Source organism: Haloferax sp. YSSS75 (genome assembly GCF_046764215.1).
GTDB lineage: Archaea > Halobacteriota > Halobacteria > Halobacteriales > Haloferacaceae > Haloferax.
The window spans coordinates 285,928-302,692 of the sequence record NZ_CP177206.1 but is presented as its reverse complement, the minus strand read 5'-3'; the positions used below and the strand labels follow the sequence as shown (position 1 = coordinate 302,692).

Annotated in this window: 19 protein-coding genes and 1 tRNA gene; 13 read left to right on the top strand and 7 right to left on the bottom strand. The window is 63.8% G+C overall.

Translation table 11 applies throughout. The annotated features are described in order from the left end of the window. Positions 1–7 precede the first annotated feature (7 nt). Entirely contained in the window at positions 8–1,189 is a 1,182-nt protein-coding gene (locus tag ACK3R5_RS01670; protein WP_411967847.1) for a thiolase family protein, read from the top strand. A gap of 38 nt (positions 1,190–1,227) precedes the next feature. Here ACK3R5_RS01670 and ACK3R5_RS01665 read toward each other — a convergent pair whose 3' ends face one another. Next, positions 1,228–1,506 (bottom strand): hypothetical protein, encoded by a 279-nt coding sequence (locus tag ACK3R5_RS01665; protein ID WP_411965344.1) that lies wholly within the window; start codon positions 1,504–1,506, stop codon positions 1,228–1,230. A gap of 107 nt (positions 1,507–1,613) precedes the next feature. Here ACK3R5_RS01665 and ACK3R5_RS01660 point away from each other — a divergent pair, with 107 nt between their 5' ends. Next, positions 1,614–2,102 (top strand): metallophosphoesterase, encoded by a 489-nt coding sequence (locus tag ACK3R5_RS01660; protein ID WP_411967846.1) that lies wholly within the window; start codon positions 1,614–1,616, stop codon positions 2,100–2,102. Positions 2,103–2,138: 36 nt separating this feature from the next. Here ACK3R5_RS01660 and ACK3R5_RS01655 read toward each other — a convergent pair whose 3' ends face one another. Beyond that, a complete protein-coding gene (locus tag ACK3R5_RS01655) occupies positions 2,139–3,206 on the bottom strand; it encodes a type II glyceraldehyde-3-phosphate dehydrogenase (protein WP_411965343.1) in 1,068 nt (355 codons plus the stop codon). Positions 3,207–3,406: 200 nt separating this feature from the next. On the opposite strand from ACK3R5_RS01655, the gene ACK3R5_RS01650 reads away from it, so the two are divergent. Further along, complete coding sequence (locus ACK3R5_RS01650) at positions 3,407–4,366, top strand: aminopeptidase (RefSeq protein WP_411967845.1); 960 nt, start codon at positions 3,407–3,409, stop codon at positions 4,364–4,366. Between the two features lie 21 nt (positions 4,367–4,387). Here ACK3R5_RS01650 and ACK3R5_RS01645 read toward each other — a convergent pair whose 3' ends face one another. After that, positions 4,388–5,662 (bottom strand): PQQ-binding-like beta-propeller repeat protein, encoded by a 1,275-nt coding sequence (locus ACK3R5_RS01645; protein ID WP_411967844.1) that lies wholly within the window; start codon positions 5,660–5,662, stop codon positions 4,388–4,390. A gap of 129 nt (positions 5,663–5,791) precedes the next feature. Here ACK3R5_RS01645 and ACK3R5_RS01640 point away from each other — a divergent pair, with 129 nt between their 5' ends. The 3 genes from ACK3R5_RS01640 (at position 5,792) to ACK3R5_RS01630 (ending at position 8,219) form a co-directional block, all read left to right on the top strand. Next, positions 5,792–6,448, top strand: a complete 657-nt coding sequence (locus ACK3R5_RS01640; protein WP_411965340.1) for an HVO_0476 family zinc finger protein — start codon at positions 5,792–5,794, stop codon at positions 6,446–6,448. A gap of 76 nt (positions 6,449–6,524) precedes the next feature. Then, complete coding sequence (locus tag ACK3R5_RS01635; protein ID WP_411967843.1) at positions 6,525–7,463, top strand: class I SAM-dependent methyltransferase; 939 nt, start codon at positions 6,525–6,527, stop codon at positions 7,461–7,463. A gap of 21 nt (positions 7,464–7,484) precedes the next feature. Next, positions 7,485–8,219 carry a protein-L-isoaspartate O-methyltransferase family protein gene (locus tag ACK3R5_RS01630; protein WP_411965338.1) on the top strand — a complete coding sequence of 245 codons (735 nt, stop codon included), beginning with the start codon at positions 7,485–7,487 and terminating at the stop codon, positions 8,217–8,219. Here the strand turns inward: ACK3R5_RS01630 and ACK3R5_RS01625 are convergent, their stop codons facing one another. Further along, the gene (locus ACK3R5_RS01625) at positions 8,220–8,426 is read right to left on the bottom strand and encodes a hypothetical protein (RefSeq protein WP_411965337.1); all 207 of its coding nucleotides are present in this window, start codon (positions 8,424–8,426) and stop codon (positions 8,220–8,222) included. A gap of 142 nt (positions 8,427–8,568) precedes the next feature. On the opposite strand from ACK3R5_RS01625, the gene ACK3R5_RS01620 reads away from it, so the two are divergent. Then, complete coding sequence (locus tag ACK3R5_RS01620; protein ID WP_411967842.1) at positions 8,569–8,844, top strand: DUF2892 domain-containing protein; 276 nt, start codon at positions 8,569–8,571, stop codon at positions 8,842–8,844. A 15-nt stretch (positions 8,845–8,859) separates the two neighbouring features. Here the strand turns inward: ACK3R5_RS01620 and ACK3R5_RS01615 are convergent, their stop codons facing one another. Together ACK3R5_RS01615 and ACK3R5_RS01610 are read right to left on the bottom strand one after the other, a co-directional pair. Then, positions 8,860–9,960 carry a pyridoxal-phosphate dependent enzyme gene (locus ACK3R5_RS01615; protein ID WP_411967841.1) on the bottom strand — a complete coding sequence of 367 codons (1,101 nt, stop codon included), beginning with the start codon at positions 9,958–9,960 and terminating at the stop codon, positions 8,860–8,862. A gap of 6 nt (positions 9,961–9,966) precedes the next feature. Then, positions 9,967–10,923 (bottom strand): succinylglutamate desuccinylase/aspartoacylase family protein, encoded by a 957-nt coding sequence (locus ACK3R5_RS01610; RefSeq protein WP_411967840.1) that lies wholly within the window; start codon positions 10,921–10,923, stop codon positions 9,967–9,969. A gap of 125 nt (positions 10,924–11,048) precedes the next feature. On the opposite strand from ACK3R5_RS01610, the gene ACK3R5_RS01605 reads away from it, so the two are divergent. Next, positions 11,049–11,339 carry a hypothetical protein gene (locus ACK3R5_RS01605; RefSeq protein ID WP_411965333.1) on the top strand — a complete coding sequence of 97 codons (291 nt, stop codon included), beginning with the start codon at positions 11,049–11,051 and terminating at the stop codon, positions 11,337–11,339. Between the two features lie 27 nt (positions 11,340–11,366). Here the strand turns inward: ACK3R5_RS01605 and ACK3R5_RS01600 are convergent, their stop codons facing one another. Then, a complete protein-coding gene (locus ACK3R5_RS01600) occupies positions 11,367–12,575 on the bottom strand; it encodes a potassium channel family protein (RefSeq protein WP_411967839.1) in 1,209 nt (402 codons plus the stop codon). Positions 12,576–12,873: 298 nt separating this feature from the next. Here ACK3R5_RS01600 and citZ point away from each other — a divergent pair, with 298 nt between their 5' ends. The 5 genes from citZ (at position 12,874) to ACK3R5_RS01575 (ending at position 16,456) form a co-directional block, all read left to right on the top strand. Further along, positions 12,874–14,013: a citrate synthase gene (gene citZ / locus ACK3R5_RS01595; protein ID WP_411965331.1), complete on the top strand. Its 1,140-nt coding sequence runs from the start codon at positions 12,874–12,876 to the stop codon at positions 14,011–14,013. Between the two features lie 418 nt (positions 14,014–14,431). After that, positions 14,432–15,643 carry a threonine ammonia-lyase gene (gene ilvA / locus ACK3R5_RS01590; RefSeq protein ID WP_411967838.1) on the top strand — a complete coding sequence of 404 codons (1,212 nt, stop codon included), beginning with the start codon at positions 14,432–14,434 and terminating at the stop codon, positions 15,641–15,643. A 109-nt stretch (positions 15,644–15,752) separates the two neighbouring features. Further along, positions 15,753–16,139: a Rid family detoxifying hydrolase gene (locus ACK3R5_RS01585; RefSeq protein ID WP_411967837.1), complete on the top strand. Its 387-nt coding sequence runs from the start codon at positions 15,753–15,755 to the stop codon at positions 16,137–16,139. Next, positions 16,136–16,342 carry a hypothetical protein gene (locus ACK3R5_RS01580; protein WP_411967835.1) on the top strand — a complete coding sequence of 69 codons (207 nt, stop codon included), beginning with the start codon at positions 16,136–16,138 and terminating at the stop codon, positions 16,340–16,342. Before ACK3R5_RS01585 ends, ACK3R5_RS01580 begins: the two co-directional genes overlap by 4 nt. Before the next feature lie 33 nt (positions 16,343–16,375). Further along, positions 16,376–16,456: transfer RNA gene (locus ACK3R5_RS01575), tRNA-Ser, on the top strand. Positions 16,457–16,765 lie beyond the last annotated feature (309 nt).

The window sequence follows — 16,765 nt, the reverse complement described above, 5'->3', positions numbered from 1 at the left end:
CGCTAGTATGCAGGACGCCTACATCGTCGACGCCGTTCGGACGCCCTTCGGGAAACGAAAGGGGTCGTTCAGCGGCGTTCACCCACAGGACCTCGCCGCAGAACCGTTGCTCGCGCTCGAAGAGCGACTCGGATTCGACGGGTCTGCGGACCCCGAAGACGTCATCTACGGGTGTGTCTCACCCATCGGCGAACAGGGGATGAACATCGGCCGACTGGCACCGATGGTCGCCGGGTGGGGTGACAGAATCCCCGGCGTCCAACTGAACCGGATGTGCGGGTCCGGCCAGCAAGCCATCAACTTCGCCGCCGGCCAGATTCGTGGCGGGATGCACGACGTCCTCGTCGCCGGCGGCGTCGAACACATGACGCGCGTCCCGATGGCGTCGGACTCTGCCGTCGACCGGTTGACGTTCGCCGACCCGGAGAACGTGACGGCGACGTACTTCGACCACTTCGACGAACTCACCTCACAGGGAGAAGGCGCCGAACGAATCGCCGAACAGTGGGGCCTCTCGCGGGACGACGTAGACGAAATCGCGGTGGAGTCGCAGTCGCGCTGGGGGCGGGCCGCCGAGGCAGGGAAGTACGACGAACAGGTCGTCCCGGTCGAAGTCGAAATCGACGGCGAGACACACGTCGTCGAACAGGACGAACACCCCCGCCCGGAGACGGATATGGAGACGCTCGGAAACCTTCCACTGGCGTTCCGCGAGGAGGGCGAGGGCGTCATCCACCCGGGGAACGCCTCCGGTATCGTCGACGGCGCGGCGGCGACAGTCGTCGCGTCCGGCGACGCCTGTGAGGAGTACGGATGGGACCCGATGGCCCGCATCGTCGACACCCACGTCGTCGGCGTCGACCCGGTGACGATGCTGACGGGGCCGATTCCGGCGACGAACGAGATACTCGAACGAAACAGCCTCAGCGTAGACGATATCGACCGATTCGAAGTGAACGAAGCGTTCGCGTCGGTCATCGGGGCGTGGCTCGAAGAGACGGGCGCGGACTGGGAGAAGACGAACGTCTGGGGCGGGGCCATCGCCCACGGACACCCACTGGGTGCGACGGGCGCGGCACTCCTCGGGAAACTCCCCTACCAACTCGAAGACTGCGGCGGCCAGTACGGTCTCAGTACGATGTGTATCGGCTTCGGACAGGGAATCGCGACGCTCGTCGAGCGGGTCTGACGCCGACCCGTCTGGTGAGAGTCGGCGGTCACCGCAACCTACGCCGCGTCTGTCCTCGCCGCGAAGAGGCCGACAGTCCCCTGTACGAGGAAGACGACGCCGATTGCGAAGACGAAGAGCGTGAACAGTGCCCCGAGGGCATCAGCGTCTGGGAACGCCCCCGACGCGCGAACTGCGAGCGTCCGGGCCGCGTTGAACACCGAGATTCCGACGAGTATAGCCCCGGCAAAGACTCTTCCGCGGTCACCGGTTGCGAGGACGAGTACATTTGTGTCGGAGACGTTCCGCCTGTCACCGGTGTGTTCGTCGTCGGTCACGAATCGGCCTCCAGTTCGTTCGTCTGCGGGGACATATCTACGACAGCGAGCGGGCGGTCAATAAATGTCGGCCAACGTTGAAATCCGATGCCGCCGAATCGTGAGCCATGAAACTCGGAGTCGTCTCGGACACGCACGACAACCTCGACTACGTCGAGGCGGCGGTATCGCACTTCGAATCAGAGGACGTGGACGTCGTAGTCCACTGCGGTGACATCGTCTCACCCTTCTCGGCGACGCCGTTCGACGCGGACTTCGACTTCCACGCGGTCCGCGGCAACAACGACGGCGAGTGGAAACTCCGCGAGATAGTCGAGTCGTTCGGCACGTACCACGGCGACTTCGCCACCCTGACCCTCGATGGGGACGAGATTGCGGTCTATCACGGGACTGAGGCGGGCCTCGTGGATGCCCTCGTCGACTCGGGAACGTACGATTACGTGCTCCGAGGACACACCCACGAGCAGACAGTCGAGTACCGAGGTGGAACGACGCACGTCAACCCCGGTGGGCTACCGATTCCGGGGGCCGACGAGTCGTTCCACGTCGCGGTGGTGGACCTCGGAACTGGAAACGTCTCGTTCGAGACGCTGTAAAACGGGAGAAAGTGGGGTGAACAGACGATTCGCCGATTAGTCGTCGGCGAACTCCGCACGCGTCTGTTCAGGGAACCCAGAAGGGTCGCCGGAGATGCCGACGCCGAGCGTTTGGTCTGTGAGTTCCATGCTCGTCTCCTGGTCTTCGAGGTCGAACATCGCGCGAATCGCGTCGACGTTCTCGGGAATCACGTCGGACTGCTGGTGGATGGCCTGGAACAGGTAGAGGTCTCGACCGTTGACGCCGATAGACTCGCCCCACACGCAGTTTTCCCACATGTCACCGCGTGGGCGGCCCGCGTCGAGCGCGAAGTCCATGAGTTTTCCAGCGCCGTCGATGCCCATCCCCTCGGGGATGACGTAGACGCGGTTTTCGCCTTCGAGCAGTTGGCGGACGTGTGCACCCGTCACGTCGTCTTCGAGGGTGACGTTGAGGGCGTGGACGTGCATCAGCGTCGCCGGAACTTTCAGTCCGAGCGTGTCGATAGAGAGGTCGGGGAAGATGGTCTTCACGTCGGGACCGTGGTGTGAGGGAATTCCGATGGGGTTCGGCAGGATGTCGTTTATCGGTCCGCGAGAGTTCTGTCCGGGGTCGCCACCGCGGCGGACGAGCGTCGCCCGGACCTTCTCCACGCCGTACTCCTCTTCGAGTGGTGCGATGATGCGTGAGAGACCGGTCGTGTTACACGAGACGACGCGGACGTAGTCGGCGTCGCGGGCGGCGTCGAAGTTCGCCCGCGCGTTGAAACTCACGTCGGCGACGTCTGCGTCTTCGCCGCCCTGGAAGATGGCGGGCGTGTGGTGGGTCTCGTACAGTTCACGGTTCTTCGCGCCGATACCGGAGGGCGTACAGTCGACGATGACGTCCGCCTCGGCGACGAGTTCGTCTACTTCGCCGGCGAGTTCGATGCCTGCTTCGGCGAACAGTGGAGAGCGTTCCGGAATCGCGGCGTACATCGGGTAACCACGGCCGCCCGCAGTGTGTGCTTCGAAGTTGGGTTGCGTCTTGGCCACGCCGATGAGTTCCATGTCGGGTTGCGCCGCCACCGCGTCGGCGACGCGCTTTCCGATTGTACCGTAGCCGTTGACACCCACTCGTATCATAGGAGAGAAACGGCCGTAGTCGACCATAGTTATTTCGATGGTTAATGAGCAGAAATTAACTCTCGGGCGAGTGAGTCACCGGATTATCTCTGAGGTGAGTGAAGCTGTAGTTGACACGATTGTCACGAAGAGAGACGAGAGAACCGACCGAGGGTGGCCAGATGGGAACGCATAACCTACCCGGGGACACAGCACCGACCATGACGACGGACGACTCCGAACTCCGTGCCGCCAGCGAGACGGCAATTTTCCAGTGTCTCGACCTCCAGTCCGACGAATCGCTGCTCGTCGTCACGGACGACAAGCGCGAGCGCATCGGGGAGGCGCTCTACGACGTCGCCAGCGAAGTGACCGACGACGCGTCCATCATTCGCTACCCGCCGGGTGACCAACACGGCGAAGAACCACCCGCACCGGTCGCAGCAGCGATGGCCGACGCCGACGCCTTCCTCGCACCGACGACGAAGAGTCTGAGTCACACCCGCGCCCGTGGCAACGCCTGCGACGCGGGTGCTCGTGGGGCGACGCTCCCCGGCATCACCGAAGACGTGTTCGTCACCGGCCTCGACGCCGACTACGACGCCATCTACGACCACAGCGAGGCCATGCTGGAGGCCGTCGGCGACGCCGACGAAGTTCGCGTCACCACCGAGAAAGGCACAGACATCACCTTCGTTCGCGGTGACCGCGAGTGGCTCGCAGACACGGGCGACATCTCCGACCCGGGTTCGTTCTCGAATCTTCCCGCAGGCGAAATCTTCCTCAGCCCCGAATCCGCAACCGGAACCTACGTCGTCGACGGGACGATGATGCCCCACGGCCTCTTGGACGAGGGCCAGGACCTTCGCTTCGAAGTCGAAGACGGCTACGTGACCGACATCTCCGACGACGACATCCGCGAACAGGTCGAGACTGCCGCCGAGGAAGTCGGCCAAGACGCGTTCAACCTCGCAGAAATCGGCATCGGCACCAACGTCGGCGTGACCGAACTCGTCGGGTCTGTCCTCTTGGACGAGAAGGCCGCTGGGACGGTCCACATCGCCATCGGTGACGACGCAGGCATCGGCGGCGACACCGACGCACCGCTCCACTTAGACGGCATAATCCGCGACCCGACGGTGTACGCCGACGGCGAAGAAGTCGACCTGCCGCAACCGTAGTCCAGAACCGCTCGTTTTCACTTACCGGTCGAGACAGCGCCCGAGAACCGCCGTTTCACAGGACTCGATACCGAGCAGTTCGCCCCGGCCTAGGGCGAGGAACGCCGCACCGTCGACGACGGCCAGACCGGAGGGCATCGACGCCACTGATATCTGTCCGGACCCGCGAACCTCGCCGGTTCGCGCGTCGAGTGCGTAGAGGTAGTTCGGCGTCTGTTCTTCGTTCGGCCGTTCGGCGACTGCGTAGACGGTTCCCCCGGCGACGACAGGCGTCCAACTGAGCGAGACGAGTGGCCGCGGCCCGAACGACCAGACGAGCGCGCCGGTGTCGAGGCGTCGCGCGACGAGCAAGCCATCGGCGCAGTAGTAGACGAGTTCGCCCGCAACTGCAACACCCGACTCGGTGCGTCTGCTCGCTGGTTTCCGCCAGACGACGTCGCGGGTTCGACGGTCGATGGCCGCGATAGACTCCGGGTCGCCATCGAGCGGGACCAGTAGCGTGTCGCCGGCGACGGTCACCGGTCCCTCGACGGGCAGCGAGAGCGACCACTCCCTCCGGCCGGTTTCGATATCGAGTGCGACGAGACCCGAATCGCCGTCGAAGAACGGGACGTAGACCGTTCCATCGGCGGCCGAGAGCGTCCACGGCCTCCGACGTGAGTTGAATCCGGCCCGCCACCGTGGCCTGCCGGTTTCTGCATCGACAGCGACGACTGCCACCGGTGGAGTTCGCTCCCCGTAGGTCGCAGTGACGGCCATCCCGTCCGAGACGATGGGAGGTGCGATATCCGGATACGATTGCTCAGTCGTGGGAACCGGGTGTGTCCACAGCAGTTCGCCGTCTGTCGTCAATACGTGGAGACCCTCGAAGGTCCTGGCGTAGAGTCGTCCGTCGGTGACTACCAGTGAGTCGTGGTGGTACGCGAGTTCGTCGGATTCGGTCTCCGAGACGACGGTTCGCCACAGTTCCTCACCAGTCTCGGCGACGAACGCAGAGACGACCGACTCGTGTCGCCTGTCGTAGCCCCCGCGCGTGTGGAGATAGTAGACTGTCCCGTCGGCCACGACGGGCGAACTCGTCGGGTAGCCATCGAACACGTCGGTTCGCCACGCGACACGGAGGGTTCCGGTCGGTCCGGTCACCGGTGCGGTTCCGGTCCGGGCGTCGTCGAACCCCCACCGGGACCACGTCCCGTCGTACGAGGGCGTGTCGCCGCCGGAGACGCATCCGGCGGTAGACGCGAGGCCAGCAGCGCCGACTGCGGCGAGGAACCGACGGCGGGTTGGACTGGGCACGACAGGGACGTTGGTCGGGTGACAGGAAAAACACACACCTCCGGTCTCCGACGAACGAACCCCGCCACGGCGTCCCACGGGGAAGAAGAGAAAGGCGGCTTTTTACGGCCTGACGGGTTAGCGACCCTCATGAGCCTACCCGACGCCGGCGAACGCGTCCCTCTCCCCTGTCCGTCGTGTTCGCCCGACGAACCCACCGTCCACGAGGTACTCAAGCCCGGTGGTCAGTCCACCGTCCGCTGTACCGAGTGCGGTCAGGTACACAAAGAGCGAATCGAGATTCCCGACGAAATCGACATGGACGTCGTCGTCTCACAGGACGGGTCGTCCGTCTCGACGACTGTCTCCGCGCCCAAGGAGGCCGACGTCGAACTCGGCGACGAGTTCATCGTCGACACGCCCGAGGCGATTCAACTCGTCCGTATCACGGGCATCGAAATCGGCCCCGACGAGCGCGTCGAAGAAGCCCTCGTCAAAGACGTCCAGACGGTCTGGACCCGCGTCGTGGACAACGTCTCGGTGAACGTCACCATCCACCCGAAAGACGGCAAGCGCGAAGAGACGCGCAGCATCACCGTCAACGTCCCCGGAGACTACGAGTTCGTCGTCGGTGAGACGGAGTCCTTGGGCGACGAAGAAGTCGAAATCGAGGGACTCGTCGTCCGCGCCGACGCCCCCGAGTACCGCCACGGCAAACTCGACCACCCCGGCGATATGGTCTACGCCAAGGACGCAAAGCGCGTCTACGCCCGCGACCAGTCGTCGACGGCCTGGTCCGCCTGGTAGTCGGCGCCGACGAGACACGCCGTCGATTGCGGCGCACACGGAACGAATTTTCTTCTCGCACTTCGTCGGTGTGGATATGCCTACTCGCGACCGGTCGCACGCGTCGGTCGAATCACTCGCACTCCTCTGGGCCGCCCGTGAGAGCGGCGTCATCGACGCGCTCACGTCCACTGCGGGCACCGCCGACGCAGTCGCAGACGTGGCAGATATCGACCCCCGAGCGGCCAGCATCACCGTCGAGGCGCTGGCGACGATGGGATTCATCAAACGCGTCGGCGACGAGTACGAGATAACGAACCGTGCACTCGGCTTTCTCGCCAAGCGTGACGTTCGGTCTATCGGGCGACTTCCACACGCCCTCGATATCTTCTCGCTGTACACTGACCTCCCCGAGCGGATGGCGACCGGTGAGGTTCCGGCCCTCCCCGAGGAGTGGCGGCGCAACCGACTCGGTGCCGAAGACGCCACCGACGAATCGGTCGTCCGCGCCTGCGTGACCGCCGCAGTCCGTGAGTCACCAGACACGACGCGAGTACTCGAACTCGCCGGGGGGTCCGGCGTCTTCGCCCGCGAGTTCCTCGCACGTGGCTACGACGTGACCGTCGTTGACGACCCGAAGACGGTGGACGTAGTCCGGCCACTCCTCTCGCGTGCCGGCGTGAACCTCGTCGCGGGCGACCCGACGGACCCGCCAGTCACGGGATTCGACCTCGTGTTCGTCGGCGACGCCTTCGAGGGCCGAGACGCCGACGAAGCGTCGTCGCTCGTGGTCGGCGCGTACGAAGCGCTCGCACCCGGTGGAACCGCCGTCTTCGTCGACACGCTCCATGGTCGGTGTTCGACGGACGCGACGACCAGACGGGCAGTCGATTCGCTCGCCCTCGGGCGTGGTGACCTCTACGACGAAGCGACGGTTCGGTCGTGGGTCGAATCAGCGGGATTCGGCCGCGAGACGGTGCGAGACGTACCGGGAACCGACTTGCAGGCAGTCGCCGCCGAGCGTGCGGTTGATTAGTGACCACCCCCGAAGTGAGGTATGGACAACTCGGTGCTGCGCCACGACATGGTCGACGGGTTGGCGGAGCGACTCGACCCGTTGCCCGAGTCTGTCGACGTCGCCATGCGCAGCGTCCCGCGACACGAGTTCGTCACGGACGGTCCGTATCAAAACCGCCCGACCGAACACCGCAAGACGAACACGACGATTCTCTCACCGACCACAGTCGCTCGCTTACTGTCGGCACTGGCAGTCGAACCGGACGACAACGTGCTCGTCGTCGGTGCTGGCGTCGGCTATACGGCCGCCGTCCTCGCCGAAATCGTCGGTGAACCGAACGTCCACGCCGTGGACATCACCCGGACACTCGTCTACGAGGCCCGACAGAACCTCCAGCATGCCGGGTACGAAGGCGTCCTCGTGGACTGCCGCGACGGCGCGGACGGACTTCCCGAGTACGCGCCCTTCGACCGCATCCTCGTCGAAGCGTCGGCGGTCCGGCCCCCGCATCGCCTCCTCGCACAACTCGACGACGGCGGGCGACTCGTCATGCCGAGAGGCGTCGGCGAACAGGCCCTCGTCGCCATCGAAGACGGCGACGTAGCCGAGAAGTTCGGCCCAATCACGTTTAAACCATTACTCGTCGACGGCGAACAGACCGGGAGTATCGTCCGCAATCGGACGAAACGCGAGGACCCCGAGTACGAAGGCCGTGGGTGGCACGCTGGACACGGATGGGAGCAAGACTGGATAGACTGGGGCGCACAGCGCTGACTACCCAGTCTTCCCTTCGAGATATCCGACCCAGAGTCCGTTGAGCATCGTCACGAGAACCCACACTGTGAGGGCGGCGAACGCCGACCCGAGCAGCAGGCCTGCCGACTCGAATCCGCTCGCGACGAGGAAAATCGCTACCGTGAGCGTGAGGAACCGTCCGATTGGTTCGTCTTCACCGGGGAGGACGTACGAGAGGCGGGACATACCGGAGCTATCGCGTACGACACGCATAAATGTCTCTCTGAGAACACGTTCGGAAGACTGACAGTCACGCTTCCTTTTCAGCGAGAACCATCTCTCTCGGATATAGTCGTGTGCGTTCTATACAATGGTGGTGTTACACATCATGGAGAAGAACGTCGGTGGATACGACCGCATCGCTCGGGCCGTCCTCGGTCCGGTACTCATCATCGTCGGTGCCGCGGCACTCGCTGGGTTCGTGACGATTGCAGCGGGAACACTCGGACTCGTCGTCGCGGGTGCTGCACTCCTCGTCGGTGCAGTGCTGGCGACGACGGCAGTGACGCAGAAATGCCCACTCAACAGGGCACTCGGCGTCAACACCTACAAGGGCGAGATACGGACGGAGACGGAACCCTCGGGCAAGGCCCGAGCGCAGTAACTATCTTTTCGGAACTCAGGTCTTGAGGCCACTCCCGGTGAGTGGAACGACCACGTCGTCGTCGGCGTCGATAGCGCCGGTCAGGCGGAGTTCGCGGAGCGCCGCCGGTGCGACGGCGCAGGTCGGTTCGGTGTAAAACCCGTGTCGGTGGAGTCTGTCGAGTTCGTCCTCGACGGCGTCGGACGAGAGCGCGAGGGCATCGCCCCCCGTCTCGTCGAGTGCCTCGTGTATCTCGGCTTCGCGGACGGGGTTCAGAATCTGAATCCCGTCTGCGACGTCGTTCGTCTCGTCGAGCGTCCGGTGTCGAGCGTCGGCAATCGGCGCGTACCCGGCGGCCTGCGCGCCGTAGAGTCGGGGGACGCTGTCTGTCCACCCTGCGTCGTAGAGTGCTCGGAACCCGCGGTACGCGCCGAGGAAGAGCGTCCCGTGACCCAGTGGGGTGACGACGGCGTCCGGAACGTCCCAGTCTCGCTGGGCGGCGAGTTCGTAGGCGAACGTGGCCGTGCCCGCGAAGAACGCTGGGTTCCACGCGTGACTCGCGTACCACGCGTCTTCGTTTTCGACTGCTTCGACGCAGGCGTCGGTGACGGCCTGTCTATCGCCTTCGACGCGAACGGGGGTCGCACCGGCGCGTTCGATAGCCCGGAGTTTCGCGGGCTTGACCGACCCGGGAACGTAAATCTCGGCGTCGATGCCGGCACGGGCGGCATAGGTTGCGATGGCGGCGCCGGCGTTCCCCGAAGAGTCTTCGACGACGCGTTCGACGCCGAGTTCGTTGGCCACAGAGAGTGTCGTCGTCGCGCCGCGGTCTTTGAACGACCCGGTGGGGAAGACGTACTCCAGTTTGAACGAGGCGTCCCACTCGGCCGCTTCGACGAGGGGCGTCATGCCTTCGCCGAGCGTGGCGTGTGCCTCTGTCGGGAGGAACTCGTCGAACGCCCAGAGGCCACGGCGGTAGTCGAGTGCGGCGTCGTCGGGCGTCGGTGCGGACGGCGAGAAGTCGGTCGCAAAGTCGAGTGGTTCGCCGCAGGAACACCGCCACCGCCACTCGTCGAACGACGACCCGCAGGAGTCACACGCGAGGCGGAGGTGCGACGGGAGGTGAGTGGACGTCATCGTGAGTCAGTAGGTGTCGATGTCGATGCCGACAGAACAGACGTACTCGCCGGTGGCGACTTGCGGGAGTCGCCGGGCGCGCCAGAAGATGCCGGCGTGGTCGGCGGTGACGCGGGCTTTGAGTTTGCCGAACACGTCGGTCACTTCGAAGAGCACGTCGCCAGTGGAGACTTCCTCACCGAGTTCGCGTTCGAACCGAACGAGGCCACCAACGGGCGACCCGTACTGGTCGAACCCGCGGGCGCGAGTCTGTGCCTCGAGTTCGTTCTCACCGTCGAGGAAGCCGTATCCGCGGAGCACGTTGAAGACGCCGTCGACGCCTTTCTGGATGCTCTCTTCGTCCCATCCGACACAGCCACCGAGTTCCGGGTCGATAGTCGGAATCCCGGCGTCTGGACCCGCACGAGCGAGTTGGCCGTCGGGTCCCTTCTGGTCGAGGACGTAGCCACAGCCGAACGTCTTGGCGAGACGGAGACATTTGGCGTGCATTCGGTGGTGGCGGCCACAGCGGACGCGGACCTCGTTTATCATCTGACTGGTCGACCCCTGATGGAGGTCCAAGATGAGGTCCGCACGGCGGGCAACCTCGAACGTCGCCGCCGCGATGCGTTCCGACGAGGTGCCGTTCTCGTCGCCGGGGTACGCGCGGTTCATCTTCGTGTCGTCGATGGGGTTGCGGTGCTGTGCGACCTGAAAGGCGTGATAGTTGACGATGCCGACGACGAGAATCGTCCCAGAAATCTCGGCCGGGTCGAGTTGCGGGACGACCCGCTGGATGACGCCGACGCCGTTGAGTTCGTCGCCGTCCGAGGCGGCCTGCATGTAGAGCGTCTTTCCCGACGACGCGCCGTTGACGACGGCGACAGGCAGGCCGACAGTGCCGCCATCGCGTGACTCACCCACCGTCAGGCGACCCACGTCCATCTCCCCGGGGGCCGCACTCGCCGTTCCCAAGGTAATCATATCGCGAAACTCGGACCCACCTCCCTTTAGGGGTTCGGTCCAGCGAGAAGAGTCGCGAACCGCCACGGTGTCGCGAGGTGAGAAAAAGCGGTGCCGCTTTGGTCTCCGGGTCGCAACTGCCGATTGTGACAGACGACGTTCCCGAACGCCCGCCCGCCGCAGGGCTCGTAGAGGCGCTCGACGTGCCGCGAAACGCCACCATCGGTGCCGTCGTCGGACTCGGACTCGCCGTCGGTGCGTACCTCTTTCGAGTCCTCGAACTGTTCGGCCCGTTCGCGGGCACGCGCGAGTATCCGATACTCGGCCCGGAAGGGTGGTTCCTCATCCTCGCGTTCGTCCTCGCGTCCGCGACGGCGCTCCTCGTGGCGACGGTGCTCACGCTCGTGTCGGCGTATCGGCTGAGTAAAACGCTCTAACCGGTCGAGTCGGGGTCGAATCGGCGGTTACTCGTCGAACTCGCGTTCGTCACCGACGAGTTCACCGAGTCGTTCTGCCCCGGCGCGCGTCCCCTTGGCGATGATGAGGTCGTTGTCGTGGAGTCGCGTGGTCGAACCGGGCGAGACGACCCACTCGTGGTTGCCGCCACGGCGGACTGCGATGACGCGCATCCCCGTCTCGGTCTTGACGCGTCGGTCACCGAGCGTCGAATTCGCGAGCGTGCTCCCGGGTGCGACGCGCAGGCGGATGATGACCTCGTCTGACTCTTTGACGGCGGCGGCGACGACGGGATGGGCGTCGATGCCGCGGAGGACGCCCTCGGCGATTTCGAGCGCTGCGTCGCTTATCATCTCCGTCGCGCTGGCGATTTGGACGAGTCCGCGCAGGGAGACTGGGTCTTCGACGCGACTCGCCGCGCGGAGCGTCCACGCCTCGAAGCGAGACTTCAGGGCGTCTACCTCGGCTTCGAGTTCTTCGACTTCCTCGGCGACGCCCTCGCTGTCGAAGAGGACGGCACCGTAGGCGAGGTCCACCGCGAGTTCACTCATATCCTTCATCAGGACGATAGAGTCGACGGCGCGTTCGAGGTCCTCGATAGTCGGTTCCTCGACCGCTGGCGGGTCGTACTGCATCCCAGTCGCCGCTTCGTGGACGGTCTGGAGGCCCTCGTCGCGGCCGCGGAGGAGGAGGACGTCGCTGGCGCGGAGCATCGTCTCGTGGTCGGGGTTCGTCACCCACTCACCGGCGCGGTTGATGGCGACGACGCGAACACCGGTTTCCGTCTCCATGTTGATGTCACCGAGCGATTGTCCGGCGTAGGGTGACGTCGACGTGAGTTCACACCGAATCGTCGTCTCGACGGCCTCCGGCAGTGCCGCCCGGATGGCGTCCGGGAGGCCGATATCCTCGATGACGACTTTCGCGATGTCGCCCGCGGCGTCGGAAATCTTCTCCGCGGCGCCGACGACGCCGAGGACGGGGGCGAGTTCCTCCGCGTCTTCGGGACTTCGTGCGGCCATCATCAGACTCATCCGCGCCTGCAGTTGCAGGATGTCCATCCGCTCTTCGAGGTCCAGAACCTCGGCCGCGAGTTCCTCGTTCCCGTGGAGGACAGACGAGTACGAGAGGTCGATGAGTAGCTCCGCCGTATCTTTCATCTCTGCGAGTACCGCCTTCACGCTCACAGGTTCGTACTCAACGTCCTCCGGTTTCATGCGCCCGCCTTCACGACGTGACGGGAAAAGACTTGCCAGGAATATCGGTGCCACCGTTTCTCATCATCCCCTACGTCGCCACCCCATATGAACCTCGGCGAGTCACCGGGTCGCGCGACACGCAGAAACACGACCCCATATAATGGGGCAACGAATATCGACAGATGTCGAATGTGTGGCTAGTCGGTTCAGTCGAGAGAAATCACAAGACAGCGCTACAATGGTATGTGTATGCCGGTCGATAACATATGCAGGGAAACGATAACGCTTTTTTGATATGGTAAGCAATCTTCTGGGTATGTCAGGCGAACTGAAGCGGGGGCTGGAAGGTGTGCTGGTCACCGAGTCGGAGCTTAGCTTCATCGACGGCGATGCGGGACAACTCATCTATCGTGGCTACGATATCGAGGACCTCGCTCGCGACGCGAGTTACGAGGAAGTGCTGTATCTCCTTTGGCACGGGAAGCTTCCGAATGCTGAGGAACTCGACGCATTCTCCACAGAACTGGCTGCGCACCGCGAACTCGACGATGGTATTCTCGACGTTGCACGGAAACTCGCCGAGCAGGACGAGTCGCCGATGGCGGCACTCCGGACGCTCGTCTCGGGGATGTCTGCGTACGACGAGAACGCAGACTTCGAAGACGTGACCAACCGCGAGGTCAACCTCGAGAAGGCAAAGCGCATCACGTCGAAGATGCCGTCGGTGCTCGCCGCCTACGCGCGGTTCCGACGCGGCGACGACTACGTCGCACCGAAGGACGACCTGAGTCACGCTGCGAACTTCCTCTACATGCTCAACGGCGAGGAACCGAACGACGTACTCGCCGAGACGTTCGACATGGCGCTCGTCCTGCACGCCGACCACGGCCTGAACGCCTCGACGTTCTCCGCGATGGTCACCGCGTCCACGCTCTCGGACATGTACAGCGCAGTCACCTCGGCAGTGGGCACGCTCTCGGGGTCGCTGCACGGCGGCGCGAACGCGAACGTCATGCGAATGCTCAAAGACGTCGACGACAGCGACATGGACCCAACCCAGTGGGTGAAAGACGCACTCGAACGTGGCGAACGCGTCGCCGGGTTCGGCCACCGTGTCTACAACGTCAAAGACCCGCGTGCGAAGATTCTCGGCGAGAAATCCGAAGCACTCGGCGAGGCAGCAGGCGACATGAAGTGGTACGAGATGTCCGTCGCCATCGAGGAGTACATCGGTGAGGAGAAGGGTCTCGCACCGAACGTGGACTTCTACTCCGCATCGACGTACTACCAGATGGGAATCCCCATCGACCTCTACACCCCCATCTTCGCCGTCTCTCGCGCCGGTGGATGGATTGCACACATCCTCGAACAGTACGAAGACAACCGCCTCATTCGGCCGCGCGCACGGTACGTCGGGGACAAGGGCCTCGACTTCCCCGCGCTGGACGAACGATAACGACGACAGGGCACGGGTCCTTTTTTCGCCAGTCCGAACCCACACTGCCGAGACGCATCTCTCACGTCCTCTTCTGGCGGACTCTCCGTCGCACCCACGGCAGTGTACGCGTCGTCGTCGCGGAGCGCCGAGTATCGAGTTAGATAATCGACACAGGCACGACGCCCGGATGACGAGCGTCATACGCCGAGTTCGGGTCGCCGCTGTCTGTCGATTTCACTTTCGCCGCGGGTGGGGGATGTTTATATACCCAGGAGTTAGAAACTAAGTTGCACGTCACACGCGTGCATTCCCCCATTTCCCCCACATTCTACGTCGTGACCAGCAGGACTCCGTCGGCCGGTGTGTGAGTTGACAACACGTGGTCGAATGGAATTTATCCCGAACGATTAAACACGAAAGGCGGCGATTCGTGACCATGCTCTCTCTTTCCAACGTTCAAGACGCACGCGAGCGCGTCGAAGCGGTTGCCCGTCGAACACCGCTGGAATACTCGCATACGTTCTCCGATATGACAGGTGCGGAGGTCCATCTGAAACTGGAGAACTTCCAGCGAACCGGGTCGTTCAAAATCCGAGGGGCGATGAATCGCATCACGACGCTCTCGGACGACGAACAACGCGCGGGAGTGGTGACTGCCAGTGCGGGCAACCACGCACAGGGTGTCGCGCTCGCGGCGACGCGGGCCGGCGTCGACTCGAAAATCGTGATGCCGGAGTACGCGCCCATCACGAAGGTGAAGGCCACAGAGCGCTACGGCGGCGACGTCGTGCTCTACGGTGCCGACTACGACGAAGCACAAGCGAAAGCCCACGAAATCGAGCGCGAGGAAGGCAGAACCTACGTCCACGCCTTCGACGACGAGTACGTGATGGCAGGGCAGGGGACCATCGGCCTCGAAATCGCAGAAGACTGCCCTGACCTCGATACCGTCGTGGTTCCCATCGGTGGTGGTGGCCTCATCTCCGGTATCGCCACCGCCATCAAAGAACAGTACCCCGACGTCCGCGTCGTCGGCGTGCAGGCGGAACAGGCGTCCAGTGCCGCCGACTCTCTCGACAAGGGCACCGTACAGGTACTCGACGAAGTGGACACCATCGCCGACGGCATCGCAGTCCGCCGGATAGGCGACACGACGTTCGAAGTCATCCAGGAACGCGTCGACGAAATCGTCACCGTCTCCGACGAGGAAATCGCCGTCGCCCTCACCTACCTCCTCGAACGGTCGAAGACGCTCGTCGAAGGTGCGGGGGCAGTCGCACTGGCCGCGCTCATCTTCGAGAAGTTCGACTACGAGGCTGACGAAGTCATCGTCCCGGCGCTGTGCGGTGGCAACATCGACATGAACACGCTGACCACCGTGGTGATGCGTGGACTCGTGGAGACGGGGCGGTACCTCAAGATTCGCACCGAACTCAAAGACCGACCGGGGTCACTCGAAAACCTCATCGGGATTATCGCCGAGGAGAAAGCCAACATCTACGCGGTCCGGCACGACCGAACCTCGCGGAAGATTGCGCTGAACGCGACGGAAGTCGAAATCGACCTCGAGATGCGCGGCCCCGACCACGTCGATTCGCTCTTGGCCGCCCTCCGCGCCGACGGGTACGAAGTCGAAGTCCTCGACTGAGGTACCGGACGCCCGACTCGACGCCAGACCCGAGTAGACCGCCACACCTCGGAGGGTACGCTCGAATGTTCCCACCTATTTTATCACGCCGTGGCGAAACTTGCCGGGTATGAAGCGCGTCATCGAGACAGACGAAGCACCGGCCGCAGTCGGTGCGTACAGTCAGGCGACGACGAACGGTTCGCTCCTCTACACCGCCGGTCAGATTCCACTGACGCCGGACGGCGAACTCCTCGACGACGAAGACATCGCCACACAGACTGAGCAGGCCCTCGACAACGTGATGGCCATCCTCGACGAGGCAGGCGCGGACGCCTCGGACGTGCTGAAGACGACAGTCTTCCTCGCCGATATCGGCGACTTCGAGGAGATGAACGAGACGTACGCGACCTACTTCGACGACGAACCGCCGGCCCGGTCGGCCGTCGAAGTCGGAAACCTCCCCAAGGGCGTCGGCGTCGAAATCGAAGCTGTCGCCGTCGTCGACGAGGAGTGAACCGCCGCGTTCGGTCTGCCCTCGCGTGGGGGGCGGTGAGCTTCCTCCTCGTGGGCGTCCTCGCACAGAGTGCGGCCCTCCTCGGACTCGGTATCGAGGCGTCGTTTTGGGCGGTGGCAGCAGTCGCTGTCGTCGCCGGCATCGTCGTCGCGTCTGTGACATACGTCATCGAGCCTCGACTCGAACGGAAAGGAAGGGCTTAAATTAATCAGGCGGGAACGTTGCGATGTAAGCCAGCCAGGATGGCCGAGCGGTAAGGCGCACGCCTGGAAAGCGTGTTCCCTCTGGGATCGGGGGTTCAAATCCCTCTCCTGGCGCTTCTCCGAAAACTACACCCCCGAGCGACGCGTCTCGTCGCGTCGCGGACGGCCATTTTCGTGAAGCGTCTCAGTGGGATTTGAACCGGGGAGCGAACGACGTGAGCGACCGGGGTTCAAATCCCGCTCCAACACCGAGAGAACACCAGTTTCAGAATTCGGCTCTATTGAAACAGCCATTCTCTGACGGTTTGTCAAGGCCGTGCTGAGTACAGAGCGCGAGTCGGGTACTAACAACCTGCTATCTGGAAAGCCCGCCCGAATGATTCCGAATCCCGAGCCACAAAATCTCAGTCAAGGCATATTCGC

Bases quoted from the DNA above. Each gene is read 5' to 3' on its own strand.
- ACK3R5_RS01670 (WP_411967847.1), top strand. From the start codon at position 8: ATGCAGGACGCCTACATCGTCGACGCCGTTCGGACGCCCTTCGGGAAA.
- ACK3R5_RS01660 (WP_411967846.1), top strand. From the start codon at position 1,614: ATGAAACTCGGAGTCGTCTCGGACACGCACGACAACCTCGACTACGTC.
- ACK3R5_RS01655 (WP_411965343.1), bottom strand. From the start codon at position 3,206: ATGATACGAGTGGGTGTCAACGGCTACGGTACAATCGGAAAGCGCGTC.
- ACK3R5_RS01650 (WP_411967845.1), top strand. From the start codon at position 3,407: ATGACGACGGACGACTCCGAACTCCGTGCCGCCAGCGAGACGGCAATT.
- ACK3R5_RS01640 (WP_411965340.1), top strand. From the start codon at position 5,792: ATGAGCCTACCCGACGCCGGCGAACGCGTCCCTCTCCCCTGTCCGTCG.
- ACK3R5_RS01635 (WP_411967843.1), top strand. From the start codon at position 6,525: ATGCCTACTCGCGACCGGTCGCACGCGTCGGTCGAATCACTCGCACTC.
- ACK3R5_RS01630 (WP_411965338.1), top strand. From the start codon at position 7,485: ATGGACAACTCGGTGCTGCGCCACGACATGGTCGACGGGTTGGCGGAG.
- ACK3R5_RS01625 (WP_411965337.1), bottom strand. From the start codon at position 8,426: ATGTCCCGCCTCTCGTACGTCCTCCCCGGTGAAGACGAACCAATCGGA.
- ACK3R5_RS01620 (WP_411967842.1), top strand. From the start codon at position 8,569: ATGGAGAAGAACGTCGGTGGATACGACCGCATCGCTCGGGCCGTCCTC.
- ACK3R5_RS01615 (WP_411967841.1), bottom strand. From the start codon at position 9,960: ATGACGTCCACTCACCTCCCGTCGCACCTCCGCCTCGCGTGTGACTCC.
- ACK3R5_RS01610 (WP_411967840.1), bottom strand. From the start codon at position 10,923: ATGATTACCTTGGGAACGGCGAGTGCGGCCCCCGGGGAGATGGACGTG.
- ACK3R5_RS01600 (WP_411967839.1), bottom strand. From the start codon at position 12,575: ATGAAACCGGAGGACGTTGAGTACGAACCTGTGAGCGTGAAGGCGGTA.
- citZ (WP_411965331.1), top strand. From the start codon at position 12,874: ATGTCAGGCGAACTGAAGCGGGGGCTGGAAGGTGTGCTGGTCACCGAG.
- ilvA (WP_411967838.1), top strand. From the start codon at position 14,432: ATGCTCTCTCTTTCCAACGTTCAAGACGCACGCGAGCGCGTCGAAGCG.
- ACK3R5_RS01585 (WP_411967837.1), top strand. From the start codon at position 15,753: ATGAAGCGCGTCATCGAGACAGACGAAGCACCGGCCGCAGTCGGTGCG.